This window comes from Dyella tabacisoli, from assembly GCF_003350925.1.
GTDB classification, from domain to species: Bacteria; Pseudomonadota; Gammaproteobacteria; order Xanthomonadales; family Rhodanobacteraceae; genus Dyella_C; species Dyella_C tabacisoli.
Window position 1 is genome coordinate 181,497 of record NZ_KZ857173.1, and the last position, 18,072, is coordinate 199,568.

Here is an 18,072-nt window from a genome sequence, read left to right on the forward strand (position 1 = left end):
TTTAACTGACTGCGCCCTACTTGCTCGATCAATCTATTCAATAGGTCTATTCAATAGATTGAAAGTCGCCATCGGCTGGGTCCAAGGCGTCCGTGGTCAATTTGCCATGGGAGCGGTCGACCTTGAACGAGAACAGCCGCGGCGAGGTACTCGGGTCGCCGCCACATGGCTGAGTGTGGTTTTCGTGCACATCCACGCTGTAACTGGTGGCGCCATCCTCTTCGACCATAAAGGAGAGGCACTCGCTGCGCAGGCTGGTCAAGTGATGCCGCTGCACTGCATCGCCGACGCGCTTGATCGCTGCATCCTCGTTGCTCACGAGCAAGGCGGTGTCAGCGACCACCGGGGATGGCGCCGAGGCTGCTGGCGAAGCGGCGTTCGTACCGGCTGAGGCTGGCTTGCCTTGCGGCGTGCTCGGTGAACACGCGGCCAAGGTAAACGCGAAAAGTCCCACCCACAACAATCGTTGCCTGGCGCCAGACATCGGCACTCAGGCTTCCGGCCGCATGTAGGGGAACAGCAGCACGTCGCGGATCGAGGCCGAGTTCGTCAGCAGCATCACCAGACGGTCGATGCCGATGCCCAGACCACCGGTGGGCGGCAGGCCCACTTCCAGCGCGCGGATGTAGTCGGCATCGAAATGCATGGCCTCGTCATCGCCCGAGTCCTTGGCATCGACCTGGGCCTGGAAACGTGCCGCCTGGTCTTCGGAGTCGTTCAACTCGGAGAAACCGTTGGCGAGCTCCTTGCCGTTGACGAACAACTCGAAACGGTCGGTGATGCCCTTGTCGGTATCGCTTTCGCGCGCCAGCGGCGACACCTCGACCGGATGATCGGTAATAAAGGTGGGCTGGATCAGTGTGTGCTCGACAGTGCGCTCGAAGATTTCCAGCAACAGTTTGCCCCAGCCGAAACCGGGCTTGACCTGTGCGCCGAGGCGCTTGGCATGGGCGGCCATCGCCTCGCGATCGCGCAGCTCTTCGCGGCGAATCTCCGGGTTGTGCTCCAGCACGGCATCTTCCATGCGCCAGCGACGGAAGGCCGGACCGACGTCGATCGCGACGCCATCCCAGGTCAGCTCGGTGGTGTGAAGCACATGCTGGGCTGCCTCGCGAATCACGGCCTCGGTAAGGTCCATGATTTCGTGATAGGTGGCGTAGGCCTGGTACAGCTCCAGCATGGTGAATTCGGGATTGTGCCGGGTAGACACGCCCTCGTTGCGGAAATTGCGATTGATCTCGTATACGCGATCGAAGCCGCCCACGACCAGGCGCTTGAGATAAAGCTCGGGCGCCACGCGCAGATACAGGTCGAGATCCAGCGCGTTGTGATGGGTGACGAAGGGACGCGCGGCGGCCCCGCCTGGGATGAGGTGCATCATCGGCGTTTCCACTTCCATAAAACGGCGCGGCGCGGCCTCCAGCCATTGGCGCATAAAGCCGATGATCTTCGAGCGCTTGGCAAAGGTGCTGCGCGCCTCTTCGGTGACGATCAGGTCGACATAGCGCTGGCGATAGCGCTGCTCGACGTCGGCCAGGCCATGCCGCTTGTCCGGCAGCGGGCGCAGGCTCTTGGTCAGCAAGCGCAGTGTGTCCACCTTCACCGAAAGCTCGCCCGTCTTGGTGCGCATCAGCACGCCCTCGGCGCCCACAATGTCGCCCAGGTCCCAGCCCTTGAATGCCTTATAGCTTTCCTCGCCCACCGTACCTTGGTGGATGAATAGCTGGATGCGGCCGCTGACGTCCTGCATCTGCACAAAGCCGACTTTGCCCTGGTCGCGCTTGAGCATCATGCGGCCGGCTACTTTGACCCGGCGCGCCAATCCCTCGATGGATTCGGACGTGTGGACGTCCTTATTGTCGAACTCGTCCTGCAAATCGCCCGCAAAAGCGTCGATTTTGAAATCATTCGGGAACGCGATGCCTTGCTCACGCAGGGCATTGAGTTTTTCGCGACGCTCGGCAATGAGACGGTTTTCGTCTTGCACCGTCGATTCGGCGGTGGCGTCGATTGGCGTTGCGTTGTCGCTATTCATGCGGATTCCCGGAAAACTTTGTAGAGAGTTTCGCGGCAGCGGCCAAGCGGCTGCCGCGTTATTGCGCCGTGTTCTATGCGTCGAGCCGTTTGGCGCCGGCTTCGAGGCCGGATTTCAGGCTGGCCTCGACGAATTCATCAAGATCGCCATCCAGCACCTTTTGTGTGTCCGTACGCTCGATACCCGTGCGCAGATCTTTGATCCGGCTCTGGTCGAGCACGTAGTTGCGGATCTGGCTACCCCAGCCGATATCCGACTTGGTCGCTTCCAGCGCATCCTTTTCGGCGTTGCGCTTTTGCACTTCCAGCTCGTACAGCTTGGCGGCCAGCATCTTCATGGCGCGGTCGCGGTTGGCATGCTGGCTGCGTTCGGTCTGGCAGGCCACCACGGTATTGGTCGGAATATGCGTGATACGCACGGCCGACTCGGTTTTGTTGACGTGCTGACCACCGGCGCCGGAGGAGCGATACACGTCGGTGCGGAGATCGGCCGGATTGATATCGATGTCGATATCGTCGTCGACTTCGGGCGACACGAACACCGAGGTGAAGCTGGTGTGGCGGCGATTGTCCGAATCGAACGGACTTTTGCGCACCAGGCGATGCACGCCGATTTCGGTTTTCAGCCAGCCGTAGGCGTAATCGCCCTGCACACTGAAAGTAGCCGATTTGATGCCGGCCACGTCGCCGCCGCTGACTTCCAGCAGCTCGGTTTTCCAACCGCGCGATTCGCACCAGCGCAGGTACATGCGCAGCAGCATTTCGGCCCAGTCCTGCGCCTCGGTGCCGCCGGCACCGGCCTGGATATCGACGAAGGCGTTGTTGGCGTCCATCTGGCCGGAGAACATGCGCTGGAATTCCAGCTTGCTCACTTGCGCGTCGAGCTTGGCCAAATCGGCGATGACCGCGTTGGCGGTCTCTTCGTCATTGTCGGCGGCAGCCATTTCGATCAGGTCGGCGGAATCGGTCAACCCTGCGGTGAGGGTGTCGATGCCGTTGACGATGGTGTCCAGGCGGGCGCGTTCGCGGCCCAGTTCCTGTGCGCGCTGCGGGTCGTCCCATACATTGGGATTTTCCAGTTCGCGGCTTACTTCTTCCAGGCGCTCGCGCTTGGTGGCGTAGTCAAAGATACCCCCTAAGCGACTCGACACGGCCTTTGAGGTCCGCGATCTGCGCGAGGATCGGATTGGTTTCGATCATGGTGGTGTGCTGGCCTTGAGAGGGCGGCGTCAGATGACGCTGCCAAAGAGCGGGAATGTTAGCAAAGCGTGCTTGATGGCGCATGCCGCCGACCCCAGCCGGCCGTTGCCGGGGCCTGGCAGCCACCGGCCGATCCACAAACAGCGGCAAAAAACGCATGAATGAACGGCAACAGCACAGCAGGCGCTACCGCTTCAAGCGGTAAAAAGGCTTTGCATCAGCCCGCGCAGTGCGCTTTTCAGTGTCGTCCGTTTCAGCCCCGCCTCCAGAATGGCGCGGGCGAACAAGCCGTCGATCATAATGTGCAGCAATAAGGCTCGCTGCCTGACCTGCGCGGGGGAAAGCTCGATACCTTGGTCAAGCGCCCTATCGTGTATCCATTCGCTAAAGATCTCGCGATACGCCTCGTCGGCACGCTGCATCGCCTCGGCAATCGCCGGAACGCGGGTGGCCTCGGCAATGATTTCATGAGCCAGGGCCACATTCACGGTATCGCCGGCGGCACGGGCCCTGCGCCATGGCGCAAAGGCATCCAGGATGCCATCCAGCAACTCGCCGGAGCTGCCGATTTCATGAAAGGCGATGCGAGTTTCTTCCACCTCCTGCTCGATCAGCGCCTGCACGATGTCGCTTTTGCTCTCGAAGTATCGGTAGATCAGGCCAACGCTCATCCCGGCCGTTTTGGCAACGGTGGCCATGCTGGCCGCGTGAATGCCTTCGGCGGTGAAGCTTTTCGCTGCGGCGTCCAGAATGCGCGCGCGCTGAACTTGCGAACGCGCGATGGCTTTGGGTGTCTTGCGCGGCAATTGATTCATGACCTGCACTCCATGCATGGTGAAAACTCACTCACCGACCTGCCCTTCGGCGGCAAGACCGGGCAACGGCTTGCCGCCGACCAGTCGCTGCCGGGTAAACCATCGCTGCACCAGCACAAAAAACAGCGGTGTGAAAAAGATCCCCAGCAGCGTACCGACCAGCATGCCGCCGAGTACGCCGGTTCCGATCGCACGCTGAGCACCGGAGCCTGCGCCGGCGGAAATCGCCAGCGGGACCACGCCCAGGCCAAAGGCCAGCGAGGTCATCAGAATCGGTCGAAGACGCATACGCACGGCGAGCAAGGTGGCGGCCACCAGCTCCATGCCTTTTTCCACGTTGTGCTTGGCGAACTCCACGATCAGGATCGCGTTCTTGCTGGATAACCCGATCGTGGTAAGCATGGCGACCTGAAAGTACACATCGCGATCCATACCGCGCAGCCATGCAGCCAGCACCGTACCGAGGATGCCCAGCGGCACCACCATCAATACGGCCGTGGGAATCGACCAGCTTTCGTACAGCGCGGCCAGGCAGAGAAACACCACCAGCAACGACAGCGTATACAGCAATGGTGTCTGCGCCCCGGCTTCGCGCTCTTGATAAGACTGCCCGGTCCACTCCAGGCCGACACCCTTGGGCAAGTGGGCGACGAGCCGTTCGATCTCGGCCATCGCATCGCCGGAGCTGACCCCCGCGGCGGCCTCGCCGTTGATTTCCATCGCCGGTACGCCGTTGTAACGCTCAAGGCGCGGTGAACCAAAGTCCCAACGGGTGCCGGCGAAGGCGGTGAACGGCACCATGTTGCCTTTGTCGTTACGCACCGACCAGCGCGCGAAGTCCTCGGGCAACATGCGAAATGGAGCGTCCGCCTGCACGAACACACGCTTGACCCGGCCCCGGTCAATGAAGTCGTCGATATATTCGCTGCCCCAAGCCGTCGTCAGCGTGCTGTTGATCGTCGCCACCGACAGCCCTTGCGCAGCGGCTTTCTTGTAATCGATATCGATGCGGAACTGCGGTGCATCCTCTTGTCCGTTCGGACGCACGTTGGCCAGCAGCTTGCTTTTGCCTGCACCCTCAAGCAGTTGGTTGCGTGCCTGGGTCAAAGCCGCGTGACCCAGCCCGCCGTTGTCTTTGAGATAAAAGGCGAAGCCGCCGGAGGTACCTAGATCAGGCACCGCCGGAGGTGCGAAGGCAAATACCAGTGCGTCCTTGATACTGGCAAAGTCACTCATCGCGCGGGTAGCCACGGCACTGGCGCCAAGCTCGCTGGCGTGGCGCAGTTTCCAATCCCTTAGCTGGACAAAAGCCATCGCCGTATTCTGTCCTACACCGGCAAAACTGAAACCCTGCACCGTAAACAGCGACTCGACGCTGTCCTTTTCGTTCTCCAGAAAGTGCCGCTCCACCGTGCGCACGACCTGATCGGTACGCTCCTGCGTAGCGCCGACCGGGGTGGCAATCTGTGCAAACAAAAAGCCCTGATCCTCTTCAGGCAGAAACGACGTAGGCAGACGCAAGAAGATCACCAGCATCGCCAAGACCAGGCCTACGAACAGCAAGATGCTGGGCACGCGCCGACCGAGCATGCCACGCACTACCTGTTGGTAACGGCCGCTGCCTTGATCGAACTTGCGGTTGAACCAACCAAAGAATCCGGTATTCGCCGCGTGCTCTCCCTTGGCGACCGGCTTGAGCATGGTCGCGCACAAGGCGGGGGTGAGTACGATCGCCACCAGCACGGACAAGGCCATCGACGCCACAATCGTCACCGAAAACTGGCGATAGATCACCCCGGTGGATCCGCTCAAAAAGGCCATCGGCACAAACACCGCCGACAACACCATGGCGATACCGACCAAGGCACTGGTGATCTGCCCCATCGACTTGCGGGTAGCTTCGAGCGGCGACAGCCCCTCTTCGCTCATGATGCGCTCGACGTTCTCCACCACCACGATGGCATCGTCGACCAGCAAGCCGATCGCCAGCACCATGGCGAACATGGTCAGCATATTGATCGAGTAGCCCAAGGCGGCGAGCAGCCCCAATGTCCCCAATAACACGACCGGCACCGCAATCGTGGGAATCAAGGTCGCCCGAAAGTTCTGCAGGAACAGATACATCACCAGGAACACCAGCACGATCGCCTCAAGCAGTGTCTTGATGACGCCCTCGATCGACACCTTCACAAACGGCGTGGTGTCGAATGCAATGACCCAATGCACTCCGGGCGGAAACGACGATTGAATCTGCTTGAGTGTGTCTTCCACCCGAGTCGCCGTGGCGAGCGCGTTGGCGCCGGTAGCCAGGGAAACGGCGATACCTGTCGCTGGCTTGCCGTTGAACCGGCTGACGAAGTTGTAATCCTCCAGCCCAAGCTCGACCCGCGCTATGTCGCCCAGCGTCAGCACCGAACCGTCGCTATTGCTGCGGATCACGATGTCGCGGAACTGCTCGGGCGTCTGCAGACGCTCCTGCGCGCTGATCGGCGCATTGATCCGCTGCCCCTTGATCGCCGGCGCACCGCCTAACTGACCCACCGTAACCTGCTGATTGCGCGCGCGCAGCGCGGCGATCACATCTTCAGGCGCCAATCGATAAGTGTTGAGCTTGTCCGGGTCCAGCCAGATGCGCATGGCGTATCTGGAGCCGAACACCTCGATCTTGCCGACGCCATCGACACGGCTGATCGGATCGACCACGCGAGCCGTAACAAAGTCGGAAATGTCATCGCCCTGCAGGCTGCCGTCCTCGGATACAAAACCGACCACCATCAAAAAGCCGGGGTTCGATTTACTGACGGCGATACCCTGCTGTTGCACGATCTGCGGCAGTGAAGGCGTAGCCAACTGCAGTTTGTTCTGCACCTGAACCTGGGCGATATCGGGATCGGTACCGTTTTGGAAGGTAAGCACCACCTCTACTTGTCCGTTCGAATCGCTGGTCGCCGACATGTAGAGCAGATGATCCAGACCTTTCATGTTCTGCTCGATGATCTGGGTCACCGAGTCTTCCACCGTTTTTGCCGATGCACCCGGATAGCTGGCATTGATGGTTACCGAGGGCGGCGCAATAGCCGGGTACTGCGATACCGGCAGGCGCATGATCGAAAGCGCGCCAGCCAACATGATGATGATGGCAATGACCCACGCGAGAACAGGGCGATCGATGAAAAACCTTGCCATAGCTATCGTTTCAACCGAAATAAAATAGTTCAGGCGCCGTGTGGCGCAACGCTCGCGGAGGCAGCGAGTTCGGTGGCATGCACCAGCACACCAGGTTGAATTTTTTGCAGCCCCTCGACGATTACCTGGTCACCGGGAGCCAGCCCGTCTTGCACCAGCCATTGATCGCCGAGCGCATGGCTTACGTGTACCTTGCGCTGCTCGACCTTGCTGTCCTTGCCGATCACCATCGCGATGGCATCCCCTTTGGGGTCATGCGTGATGCCTTGCTGAGGCACCAGCAGCCCGTTCGGATTCACGCCCTTGTCGAGCACGGCACGCACATACATGCCGGGCAGCAGCAGGCCATCGGGATTGGGTACGACGACACGTAGCGAAAAGCTTCCGGTACTCGGGTCGACAGTGACATCGGCAAACTGCAAGCGGCCGTCATGCGTATAGGTACTGCCATCCTCCAGCAGAATTTTCACCGGCGCGTCATCGGTTTCCTTCAGCGCACCATTGGCAAGCTGCTGTCGTAATTGCAGCATTTCATGGCTGGACTGAGTGATGTCCACATAGAGCGGATCAATCTGTTGCACCGTGGCCAGCGCCGTGGGTTGATTGGCGGTGACCAAGGCCCCTTGCGTCACGCTGGATTTGCCGATGCGACCGTTGATGGGCGCAACAATGCGCGCATAACCGAGCACGACGGCGCTGCTTTGCAAGGCGGCCTGAGCCGCGGCGACATCGGCCTCGGCCTGTTTCCAAGTGGCGTGAACGTTATCGTTGTCCTGCTTGCTGAGCACATTGACTTTGGCCAGCGCGGCCGAGCGCTGCGCATTCATGCTGGTCGAGACAAGCGCCGCCTGCGCCTTGGCTAGATTGGCCTTGGCGCTGCCGTATTCGGCGCGATAAGTCGCATCGTCCAACTGATATAAAGCCTGCCCTGCCCGCACCAGGGCACCCTCGGTGAACAGGCGCTGCTTGACGATGCCATTGACCTGCGGCCGTACCTCGGCAATCAGATAGGCCGTCGTGCGTCCGGGCAATTCGCGACGAATCGTCACCGTTTGCGGCTTTAGCGTGACGACGGTGACTTCAGCCACACCGGGTTGCGGAGCGGCATCATGCTGCCGGCAGCCGCCGAGCATCGCGGCACCCAGGATCAATCCGGCAAAAACCAGCGAGCACGAACGTATGCGCACATGCATGTGCGGCCTCTTGCTACATTAAAAAGTGAATGAGCATTCTCTTTTTAAGATGCCGCCAGGGTCAAGTGACGGAAGTCATAGCCAAGTGGTCGCTGACCAAAAAACAAACAACGAAAAGGCCTCCTGCCTGGAATGACAGAAGGCCTTTGTTTCATCGCCTGGAACGCTGCGAAATGCATCACGGCGTACCGGGAAGACTTAACTGATCGACGAGCGATTACTTGAAGAAGAGCATGCCCGGCGAACCGCCTTCACGAGTACCCAGGCTCGTCTCGACATCCTCGGAAATAACGCAGAACGCCACCTCTTTCTGGCCCTTGGCCAATGCATCCTTGACAACTTCCATGACACTATCCGAACTCCTGTATACCGCCTGATCCGAATACCCTATCCAGGTACGAGCAACATACTTGCCACCGCAGGCCGGTGCATTGTTATAGGTCAGAGTCTTTTCGTTCCAATTAGGCTGCACCGCATAGATGTACGCCATGTGGTTTTTATGACCACCGGTGTTTTTACCCCAGAAACGTAGAACGACGTCGTCGTACGGCGCATTCAACAGGGTGTCGTCATCAGGCAGGCGGAATTTCATATAACCGATCTTGGGCTGATGCGTGTTGTTCGTCTGCGTCACCATTTGTTTGGCGCCCGCGTAGTTCGTATCGGCGAATTCTCCGCCGATGACTTGGGCATTTTCGATCGCCTCCGCATGTACCGCGGGAATTTCTTTGTCACAGGGAACGCCGCGATTCAGGCAGAACTTCACTGCAAAGTCCATGGCATCGGTCCGCCATGCATTAAAGAAATCAGCGTGTGCGGTATAGAGGTTTCCCCACATCGGCAAACCCACGCCACGGGCCATCTGCGGATTCATCGACAACTGCAGGTCCGACAGGTCGCCGTTGCCTGGGAGGTAATATCCGATATTAAGCTGCAATTGCGGAATCTTGATCGGATAATTCGCCGGACAGACACCATTTACGTCGTAGGTCGCATTACGGCGGCTGTGATGTCCGCCCCCTACCACCGGCTTGAAATTGACGCCATCCCAGCAGTTCGGGAATTCGAAGGATAGGTTGAACTGTGCTTTCTCACCGTCGAAAAGTGGGCAGGAAGCCGGCACATCGGTGTAATAGCTACCGCCGTCGGCATTGTTCTTGCAGAAGTACAAAACGCCTCGCTTGGCCTGCGTGCTGTGATGATCGCCGACCAGCAGTTGCAACCCCTTCGGAAAAGGTACGACCGGATAGTCCGTCGTCTCATTGCGATAGTAGGTTTTCATCATGAACGGCTTGATGATCTCTCCCGTGTTTGCGTGCCGCATCTGCGGCGCCCAGTACGATGAGCCGTCCGATTTCGACGTGCAGGTAGTCTGCGGCTTCGCCAGCAATGTATCGGCAGTTGAAAAAGCATCCGCATGCACGTTGCCGAAGAAATCATGGACCATCGCCTCGCCGGGGCGGCCGAACATCATGATCGGGTCATCCGCAAGCGTATGGGAATAATCGCATACGACATTGAACTGACCATGCCCACCGAAGACCTCCGACATGCCCATACCACCTGGACTCACTGCATCGGCAGTCGTGACTTGTTCAAGTGGCGATGCGGCAGCCGCGCTGCATGCACCGAAAACAGCAGCGGCTACGGCGGATAAAAATATTTTGCTTTCTTGCATAGATAATCTCCTAGATTAAGGTCAGAAACGACGAAATCCGCGACTCGCCGTCCGCCATACATTCCGTGTCGACGACGCTGTTATCGCCGAACGGCTCACTTGTCTTTGAAGTCCTGTCGACCATCGGCATACTGTCGAAAAAGCACACGACACCGGTCGACGCCACCGGCCGCCATAGCCACCGGTACATCCATTAGTTCACGCTTCCACTAAAAGTCCGGGCGTGCGAGACAGGCCTGATGCCGCTGGATGCGCTGAGCATGCCTAGCTTGATCCGCCTCTATTGACTCACCACTGATGCGAGACGTCATGAGCGCTATGCGCGCCATGACGATTCCCGAACTTGCTAACCCGATAAATCAATAATCAAATTATTGATTGGATTTGCGGTATGCGCCACACCATACGGTGCTAATGGCGAAGCCGTCAGACATGACGACTTCGATGCACAGTTTAATCGGTGGCATAACCTCTTCTCTATGAGAGGATTCTTAAAAACCCTGTCCTAGGAATGTTCTAATCCATTCGACCTGGGCGGCATGATGCCCAGGTCGTGGCTAACACCTACCTCGCTCAGCCGGCTAGCGACTGCTGATGTACGCCCCTCACCGCACGGCCGGATGGATCCGCCGCCGCGGCAAATGCCGGATCCCACGCCAGTGCTGCCGGCGACGAACAGGCAATCGATTTACCGCCCGGCACCGTGGCCGCGCAAGCCTGACCGGGAAAGTGCTGCTCAAAGATGCGCCGGTAAAGATAGGCTTCCTTGGTCGCCGGCGGGTTGTGCGGAAAACGCGTTGCCGCAGCAGCGAACTCGCGGTCGCTCACGGTCTGCTCCGCATGGGCTTTGAGGCCATCGATCCAGCCATAGCCGACACCGTCGCTGAATTGCTCCTTTTGCCGCCACAAGATCGAATCAGGCAACGCACCTACAAAGGCCTCGCGCAATACGGCCTTCTCAATGCGGCCATTGCCCGCCATCTTGTGGGTGGCATCCATGCTCATCGCCACATCCATAAACTCCAGATCCAAAAATGGTACGCGCGCCTCGACGCCCCAGGCCATCATCGCCTTGTTCGCACGCAGACAGTCGTAGCTATGCAAAGCATCGAGCTTACGTATGGTTTCCTCATGAAAAGCTTCGGCCGAAGGTGCTTTGTGAAAGTACAGATAACCGCCGAAAATTTCGTCCGAACCTTCGCCTGACAGCACCATCTTCACCCCCATCGCCTTGATCCGTCGTGCCAACAAATACATCGGTGTGGCCGCGCGGATGGTAGTGACGTCGTAGGTTTCGATATGCCGAATCACTTCGGGCAGCGCATCCAGGCCTTCCCAGAAGGTATAGACAAAGCTGTGATGCACCGTACCCAGCGCATCGGCGGCAACTTGTGCAGCAGCCAGATCGGGGGAGCCGTCCAGACCGATCGCATAAGAATGCAAACGCGGCCACCAGGCTTCGCTGCGATCCTCGTCTTCGATGCGCTCGCGGGCGAAGTGCGCGGCACAGGCGGCCACCAGCGAGGAATCCAGGCCGCCAGAAAGCAGGACGCCATAGGGCACATCGGTCATCAATTGACGATGCACCGCTTGCTCAAAAGCATGACGTAGCTGCTCGGGCGGCACGACATGGCCCTGGGTCACCGCATAGTCGCGCCATGGCTTGTGGTAATAGCGCCGTAGCTCACCGTCGGCACTGTCGTAGACATGACCCGGCGGAAAGGCTGCCACATCCATGCAAACACCGACCAGGGCTTTCATTTCCGAAGCGACGCATAGGCGCCCCTCTCCATCATGCCCCCAATAAAGCGGACAGACGCCGATAGGGTCTCGTGCAATCAAATAACGTTGCGCCTCGCCGTCCCACAATGCGAAAGCGAAAATGCCATTCAGCAGATGCAAGAAATCCGCACCGTGTTCGCGGTATAGCGCGTTCATGACCTCGCAGTCCGAACCCGTGGTGAAGTCGTAGTCACTTGCTGCGCGCAACTGGCGGTGGTTGTAGATCTCGCCATTCACTGCCAGCGCCAATGCGCCATCGCGCGAACGCAACGGCTGCGCGCCACTGGCGGGGTCGACGATAGCCAGCCGCTCATGCACCAGGATCACCCCGGCATCCACAAACACCCCGCTCCAGTCCGGCCCGCGATGACGCTGCCGTTGCGATAACTCCAATGCCTGCTGACGCAAGCCCGCCAGGTCATCGCCTGGTTGCAGATCGAACATTCCGAATATCGAACACATGGCCTTATCCCTCGTCGTTAGCTTAAACACAGCGCAGTTGCGATGACCCCAAAACGACGAAGGCCCGCTCAGTGGCGGGCCTTCGTTGCGTATGTCGGTTGAATCTTGCGTCTACGCGACAGCCCACCCGCTTGTGCAGGTGTTGTTATTGCCGCGATTATTATTGCTACGCGCAAACGCAGGACGGAGACCGTCGATGCGGTAGGTACGGGAAACCTTGGCGTGAGCGGAAGACATGGAGGTGAATAAAGCACGATGAAGCACGCCATGCAAGCGAAATTTTCGCCGCACCCATCCCCGGCCCTGCTGTATGACCTTTTAAGCCGGACTACCCGTATTTCCGGGTTCAAGATGCTTATTGACCGGTTCGATATGCCGCAACAATAAACGGGGTGTTTCACGCCCCTGCCAATCATTGATGGTCAGCTCGTAAGCGGCACGCAGCATCGTTGGCGGTGGCTGGCCTTCGTAGGCATTGAACATCACGGCATCGTGCAACATGCCGTCGCGAGGGTCACGCAGGCTTAGGCGCAAATGGCGCTCGCCCATCACTTTCCAGCTTGCGCATTCGAAGTGGTTGTCGAACAACGGCTCGGGGAAGGCTTGCCCCCACGGACCGGCGTAGCGCAACTGTCGGGCAAGCTCCAAGGTCGCTGCACCGGGCGGCAATTCGCCATCGGTATATAGCACGGCCTGCAGGCGTTCCTCGTCAAGCAACTCACGTGCGACCAGATCGAATGCCGCAGCAAAACGTGGGTAGTCGCTGGTTTTGAGACTGAGCCCGGCAGCCATGGCATGACCGCCGAAACGTTCGATCAAACCCGGATGACGAGTATCGATAACGGCCAACGCATCGCGAATATGAAAGCCACTGATGGATCGACCGGAGCCACGCAGCTCATCGATGTTGTCCTCGCTGGCGGGCGCAAAGGCGATGACCGGACGATGCAGCCGCTCCTTTAACTTGGAGGCAACCAAGCCGACCACACCGGCATGCCAGCTCGGCTCATACAAAGCCACGCCGACCGCATCGGTATGTGCGGCGCGAGCCACCATCACTTCAGCCTCGGCCACCATGGTGGCCTGCAGTTCGCGGCGATCCTGATTAATCGAGCTGAGCAATTCGGCGTAATGGCGAGCCTGGGTTCGGTCGTCGGTAAGCAGACACTCCACCCCCAGACGCATGTCTTCCAGGCGACCTGCCGCGTTCAAACGCGGGCCCACCGCATAGCCAAGGTCGCTGGGACAAAGGGTCGCGACGCTGCGCTGACTGGCTTCGACCAAGGCAACGATGCCTGCACAGCCACGGCCGCCGCGCAGGCGCTTCATGCCGGCCTCGACCAGCACGCGATTATTGAAATCCAGCGGCACCAGGTCAGCCACAGTGCCCAACGCAACCAGATCCAGTAGCTGCGACAAATCCGGCTCACTGACTTGCACGTAAGCACCTTGTTCGCGCAGTTGCGCACGCAAGGCGAGCAACAAATAGAACATCACGCCGACACCGGCCAGCGCCTTGCTCGGAAAGGCCTTGTTCAAGCGCGCGTCTTGCGCGCAACGATCACAAAGCGGGCTGCCATGCTCGCACTTTTCGATAGTTACCAAATTAGGATTGACCATCGCATCGGCCGCCGGCAACTGCTCACCGGGCAAATGGTGATCGGTGACGATTACGCGGATGCCTAGCGCCTGTGCCGCAGCGACGCCAGCCACGCTGGCCACGCCGTTGTCGACGGTGACGATGAGCTGCGGTCGCGGCTGCAGTGATTCGACGAACGCCGTGCTGAGACCGTAGCCATGCACGAAGCGATTCGGTATCGCGTAATTGACGTGCTTGGCGCCAAGCAAACGAAGACCACGCATTGCCACAGCGGTACCGGTGGCGCCATCGCAATCGTAGTCGCCGGCAATCAGGATCGACCAATCGTCGCGGATCGCTTCCTGCAACAAGTCGACGGCGCGCTCCATACCACCCAATTGTTGTGGTGCCAGCAGACGGGTCAAACGATGCTCGGCTTGTTCCGGGGTGAGCACGCCGCGCGCGGCGTAGATCTGCTGCAGCACCGGATGTACCGCATCGCTCCAACCGAGCGGCGAGCCTTGCACTTGACGTCGGCGCAGGGTGAGACGGCTCATCGCTGCATGCCTTTGTTCAAATTCGGCCGGCGCCAGAAGCGCATGCGATGCCAGCGTCGATGCAGCCAACGCTCGCCGCTGGCGAAACAGAGCTGCAGCGATTGACCCTGCGCCAATGCCTGCACGCTCTGCCACCAGCTAGCCTCGATGGCTTCTGGGGGCAGGTCTTGTAGATCGATCAACTCACCAGGCTTGGCCGCCGCCACCGAAGCAAGTGTGCGCTGGCGCATCTTTAGCCCGGCGTGTCGGGCCAGCGCGCCAAGCAGCACGTCGTCGCCAATCACGCCGGCCAGTGTCGTATGAACACGGCTCGGCAAACGCCCACCACCCCACAACCACAGGCTGTTGATCGGCGGTAGCCCGCGCTCGCGGCGCTCGGTATTGAGCGGATGCTGGTGCAACAACACCTGTACTTCGTTGATTAACACACGCCAGCGGCGACCCTCAGTGCCCTGTGGCAGGTGCTGGAACAGATCCTCGCCCAAGGCTTGTTCGGGCGAGGCAAACTCTGGCAACGGGGTGTCTGGCGCTAGACGCAGGTGCCAGCGATCCGGCGAAGACACCTCCAGGATCATACCGGCGTCGCCAAATACCGGCTTCAATGGCTTGGCTAGCGCCTGCGCCTCATCCATGCTGAGCTGCAACTGGCCGCAGGCGAGCAAGCGCACACCGTTGAGGTCGGGCTGCACCCAAGCGGGGTCGGCGCATAACCAGGAGGCATCGGCTGCATCGCCCGCGAGCAAGTCTCGCGTCAATGCGGCGGCGGGCAAGCCATGGGGGCAGACGAAATACGTCGCCAGACCGGCCAGATAACCTTTGGCGCCGTCGTCGAGCCGGTCGGCGCGTACAAGCAAAGATCGCAGGGGATGCGCTGGCTCAAAACGCGATAGCTCGGGCAACCACACTTCCAGTGGACCAGGCCTGATCGAATCGGGCCTGATCGAGTCAGGCCTGATTGAATCGGGTTTGATGGAATCGGGCTTCATGGAATCAGGCGATGTCTTATGCATGCGTCAACGCCTGCTGGTGGTGTCGTGGTACACGGATCGATTTTAGACGCCCCTCCCTATAGTGTCGCGTAAAGCTCCAGCCACTCGGCTTCAAGCGTTTCTTTTTCGCCGCGCAACTCGGTTTGACGTTTGCTTAGACGCAGCATTTCGGTGGTGGGGCCGTTATAGGTGTTGGGATCGGCCAACTGCTTTTCTAGCGCGGCGAGTTCGCTGTCGATCGTGCTCATGCGCGTCTCCAGCTTTTTCACGCGCTGACGCGATGCCTTTTCGCCTTCACGCTGCGCGGCGGCAAGACGACGACGCTCTTCCGGTGACTCGACCGGCACAACCGGCTTGCTTTCGGCTGCCGCCAGCTTGGCTTTCTTGTCGGCTTTCTTGTTAGCCGAGCCGCGGCTGCGCAACCAGCGCGCGTAATCGTCCAGATCGCCATCAAAGCTTTCGACCTTGCCATCGGCGACGCGCCAAAAGCTGTCGCAAACCAGGCCGAGCAGATGACGGTCATGCGAGACCAGCACGAGGGCGCCATCGAAGTCGGCCAGGGCGTCGGCCAAGGCCTCGCGCATGTCCAGGTCCAGATGGTTGGTCGGCTCATCAAGCAGCAACAGGTTGGGCTTGTCCCAGGCGATCAAGGCCAAGGCCAGCCGTGCACGCTCGCCGCCGGAGAAACCGTCGACCGATTCAAACGCACGATCGCCAGCGAAATTCCAGGTACCCAGGAAATCGCGCATCGATTGAGCGCTGGCTCCCGGTGCTTTCTCCTGCAGGTGATCGAACGGGCTGGAGCCTTCATGCAGGCTCTCTACAGTGTGCTGGGCGAAGTAACCGATCTTCAGATCTTTATGCGCCTTGCGCTCACCGCCGAGCGGCGTCAGCTCACCCACCAGGGTCTTGACCAGGGTGGACTTACCCGCGCCGTTGGGGCCGAGCAAACCGATGCGCTCACCCGCCTCCAGTCGAAACCGGACATCGTTCAAGATTACCAAGGCCGTGCCGGAAGCATTCGCCGCATGGGGTGATGCGGGCGCGGCGTCATCGTAAGGGTCTTCACTGGCCGCCGGATACCCAGCCACGATTTCTTCCAACTGCAACATTGAATCGGGTAGCCGATCGGGCACCGCGAACTGGAAACGAAACGCACGCTCCGCACGCACAGCTTCTGTACCGGCCAGCTTTTCTAGCCGCTTGACCCGCGACTGAGCCTGCTTGGCCTTGCTGGCCTTGGCTTTGAAGCGATCGACAAAGGACTGCAAGTGCGCGCGCTCGGCTTGCTCGCGCTCGTGAGCGATCTGCTGTTGCCGCAATTGCTCGGCGCGAAGGCGTTCAAATGCACTGTAGTTGCCGGTATAGAGTTTGCCGCGCCCCTCGTTGAGATGCAGCGTGTGTGAAATGACGCCATCGAGAAACTCGCGATCGTGCGAAATCACCAGCAAGGTGCCTTGATAACGGCGCAGCCATTCTTCGAGCCAAAGCACGGCATCCAGATCGAGATGGTTGGTGGGCTCGTCGAGCAGCAGCAGCTCCGACGGCGCCATCAACGCACGGGCCAGATTGAGGCGTACACGCCAACCACCGGAAAACTCCTGCACGGCACGCTCGTGGGTTTCCGGCGCAAAACCAAGACCATGCAGCAGACGGCCCGCCCGAGCGCGGGCGTCATAGCCGTGCAACTCCTCAATGCGGTGATGCGCACGCGCCATGGCCTCGGTGTCGCCGCGAGCCTGGGCGTCGTTCTCGTCGCGCAAGGCTATGGCCAGCTCCTCGTCGCCGCCCATGACGTAGTCGATGGCCGGATCGGGTAAAGCGGGGGTTTCCTGCGCCACCGTGGCCAGCCGCAGCTTTGCCGGCATATCCAGGTCGCCGGCGTCCGATTCGAGCTTGCCCTGCAAGGCGGCGAACAGGCTGGACTTGCCGCAGCCATTGCGGCCGACCACGCCCAGTCGCCAGCCGCTCTGGATCACCAGATCGATGTCGGAAAGCAGCAAACGGCTGCCACGGCGCAAGGCGAAATGTCGAAAAGCGATCATGTGGGGGATATATCCGAACGGAATCTAAGGAGGGCAGCCTGCTGCCCGCAGCCGCACATCATACCGGCACTGAATGCCCACCCCATCGCAATCGCTGCAGTTTGTCGTGGCTAAGCCCAAATACTTCTGTTACAACGACGCCGCATCGCTGGTTACACGACCGGTTATACGATGTGATGCGGCGAGAGGCTTCGGGGGCTTAGGGGACTTATGCATAAGTACAAATTTAGCGTGTCGATGATGGTGTTGCTGGCGGTAGCCGGTGGCTCGATGCCGTATGCGGCACGGGCAGAAAACCTGCTGATGCATCGCGTGCAGCAAGAGAGCAGCATGAACCTGCCCTCGCGCGGCATGAGCATGGCGCAGGTCGAGCAAAAGTACGGTGCGCCACAGCGCAAACTGACGCCGCGCGGCGGCGACAGCCAGAAGCATCCGACGATCAACCGCTGGGATTACTCGAACTTCATCGTTTATTTCGAGCGCAGCCATGTGATCCATTCGGTGCTCAATACACCGGCGGGCAACAACACCTCGCCTTCGACGGTCAACTGA

At 59.8% G+C, this 18,072-nt stretch carries 13 protein-coding genes; 1 reads left to right on the forward strand and 12 read right to left on the reverse strand.

Annotation, left to right across the window (positions count from 1 at the left end):
- Positions 1-46: 46 nt before the first annotated feature.
- The 12 genes from DVJ77_RS00515 to abc-f all read right to left on the reverse strand — a co-directional run bounded on the left by DVJ77_RS00515 (position 47) and on the right by abc-f (position 17,520).
- Entirely contained in the window at positions 47-484 is a 438-nt protein-coding gene (locus DVJ77_RS00515) for a hypothetical protein (RefSeq protein ID WP_114843525.1), read from the reverse strand.
- A 6-nt stretch (positions 485-490) separates the two neighbouring features.
- Entirely contained in the window at positions 491-2,035 is a 1,545-nt protein-coding gene (lysS, locus tag DVJ77_RS00520; RefSeq protein WP_114843526.1) for a lysine--tRNA ligase, read from the reverse strand.
- 73 nt (positions 2,036-2,108) lie between these two features.
- Positions 2,109-3,234, reverse strand: a protein-coding gene (gene prfB / locus DVJ77_RS00525) for a peptide chain release factor 2 (protein WP_114844170.1) whose coding sequence is annotated in 2 segments (ribosomal slippage) — positions 2,109-3,158 and positions 3,160-3,234 — 1,125 coding nt in all. Because the reading frame shifts where the segments join, the coding sequence is not laid out codon by codon here.
- Positions 3,157-3,318 (reverse strand): hypothetical protein, encoded by a 162-nt coding sequence (locus DVJ77_RS21305; protein WP_191983662.1) that lies wholly within the window; start codon positions 3,316-3,318, stop codon positions 3,157-3,159. Before DVJ77_RS21305 ends, prfB begins: the two co-directional genes overlap by 78 nt.
- A 110-nt stretch (positions 3,319-3,428) precedes the next feature.
- The gene (locus DVJ77_RS00530) at positions 3,429-4,049 is read right to left on the reverse strand and encodes a TetR/AcrR family transcriptional regulator (protein WP_162791306.1); all 621 of its coding nucleotides are present in this window, start codon (positions 4,047-4,049) and stop codon (positions 3,429-3,431) included.
- A gap of 27 nt (positions 4,050-4,076) precedes the next feature.
- A complete protein-coding gene (locus DVJ77_RS00535; protein ID WP_114843528.1) occupies positions 4,077-7,235 on the reverse strand; it encodes an efflux RND transporter permease subunit in 3,159 nt (1,052 codons plus the stop codon).
- A gap of 29 nt (positions 7,236-7,264) precedes the next feature.
- Entirely contained in the window at positions 7,265-8,428 is a 1,164-nt protein-coding gene (locus DVJ77_RS00540) for an efflux RND transporter periplasmic adaptor subunit (protein WP_318530889.1), read from the reverse strand.
- Positions 8,429-8,645: 217 nt separating this feature from the next.
- On the reverse strand, positions 8,646-10,106 hold the full coding sequence (locus DVJ77_RS00545; protein WP_225427689.1) for a DUF1996 domain-containing protein: 1,461 nt from the start codon (positions 10,104-10,106) through the stop codon (positions 8,646-8,648).
- A 573-nt stretch (positions 10,107-10,679) separates the two neighbouring features.
- The gene (gene asnB / locus DVJ77_RS00555) at positions 10,680-12,350 is read right to left on the reverse strand and encodes an asparagine synthase B (protein WP_114843530.1); all 1,671 of its coding nucleotides are present in this window, start codon (positions 12,348-12,350) and stop codon (positions 10,680-10,682) included.
- Between the two features lie 318 nt (positions 12,351-12,668).
- Positions 12,669-14,486 (reverse strand): DHH family phosphoesterase, encoded by a 1,818-nt coding sequence (locus tag DVJ77_RS00560; RefSeq protein ID WP_114843531.1) that lies wholly within the window; start codon positions 14,484-14,486, stop codon positions 12,669-12,671.
- The gene (locus DVJ77_RS00565; protein ID WP_225427691.1) at positions 14,483-15,496 is read right to left on the reverse strand and encodes a phosphoglycerate mutase; all 1,014 of its coding nucleotides are present in this window, start codon (positions 15,494-15,496) and stop codon (positions 14,483-14,485) included. The genes DVJ77_RS00560 and DVJ77_RS00565 overlap by 4 nt, the downstream gene beginning before the upstream one ends.
- A 56-nt stretch (positions 15,497-15,552) precedes the next feature.
- Positions 15,553-17,520, reverse strand: coding sequence for a ribosomal protection-like ABC-F family protein (abc-f, locus tag DVJ77_RS00570; RefSeq protein WP_114843532.1), 1,968 nt, complete (start codon positions 17,518-17,520; stop codon positions 15,553-15,555).
- Between the two features lie 210 nt (positions 17,521-17,730).
- On the opposite strand from abc-f, the gene DVJ77_RS00575 reads away from it, so the two are divergent.
- Complete coding sequence (locus tag DVJ77_RS00575) at positions 17,731-18,072, forward strand: hypothetical protein (protein WP_114843533.1); 342 nt, start codon at positions 17,731-17,733, stop codon at positions 18,070-18,072.

Coding starts and splice junctions, on each gene's coding strand:
- DVJ77_RS00515 (WP_114843525.1), bottom strand. CDS start 484: ATGTCTGGCGCCAGGCAACGATTGTTGTGGGTGGGACTTTTCGCGTTT.
- lysS (WP_114843526.1), bottom strand. CDS start 2,035: ATGAATAGCGACAACGCAACGCCAATCGACGCCACCGCCGAATCGACG.
- DVJ77_RS21305 (WP_191983662.1), bottom strand. CDS start 3,318: ATGCGCCATCAAGCACGCTTTGCTAACATTCCCGCTCTTTGGCAGCGT.
- DVJ77_RS00530 (WP_162791306.1), bottom strand. CDS start 4,049: ATGAATCAATTGCCGCGCAAGACACCCAAAGCCATCGCGCGTTCGCAA.
- DVJ77_RS00535 (WP_114843528.1), bottom strand. CDS start 7,235: ATGGCAAGGTTTTTCATCGATCGCCCTGTTCTCGCGTGGGTCATTGCC.
- DVJ77_RS00540 (WP_318530889.1), bottom strand. CDS start 8,428: ATGCATGTGCGCATACGTTCGTGCTCGCTGGTTTTTGCCGGATTGATC.
- DVJ77_RS00545 (WP_225427689.1), bottom strand. CDS start 10,106: ATGCAAGAAAGCAAAATATTTTTATCCGCCGTAGCCGCTGCTGTTTTC.
- asnB (WP_114843530.1), bottom strand. CDS start 12,350: ATGTGTTCGATATTCGGAATGTTCGATCTGCAACCAGGCGATGACCTG.
- DVJ77_RS00560 (WP_114843531.1), bottom strand. CDS start 14,486: ATGAGCCGTCTCACCCTGCGCCGACGTCAAGTGCAAGGCTCGCCGCTC.
- DVJ77_RS00565 (WP_225427691.1), bottom strand. CDS start 15,496: ATGCATAAGACATCGCCTGATTCCATGAAGCCCGATTCCATCAAACCC.
- abc-f (WP_114843532.1), bottom strand. CDS start 17,520: ATGATCGCTTTTCGACATTTCGCCTTGCGCCGTGGCAGCCGTTTGCTG.
- DVJ77_RS00575 (WP_114843533.1), top strand. CDS start 17,731: ATGCATAAGTACAAATTTAGCGTGTCGATGATGGTGTTGCTGGCGGTA.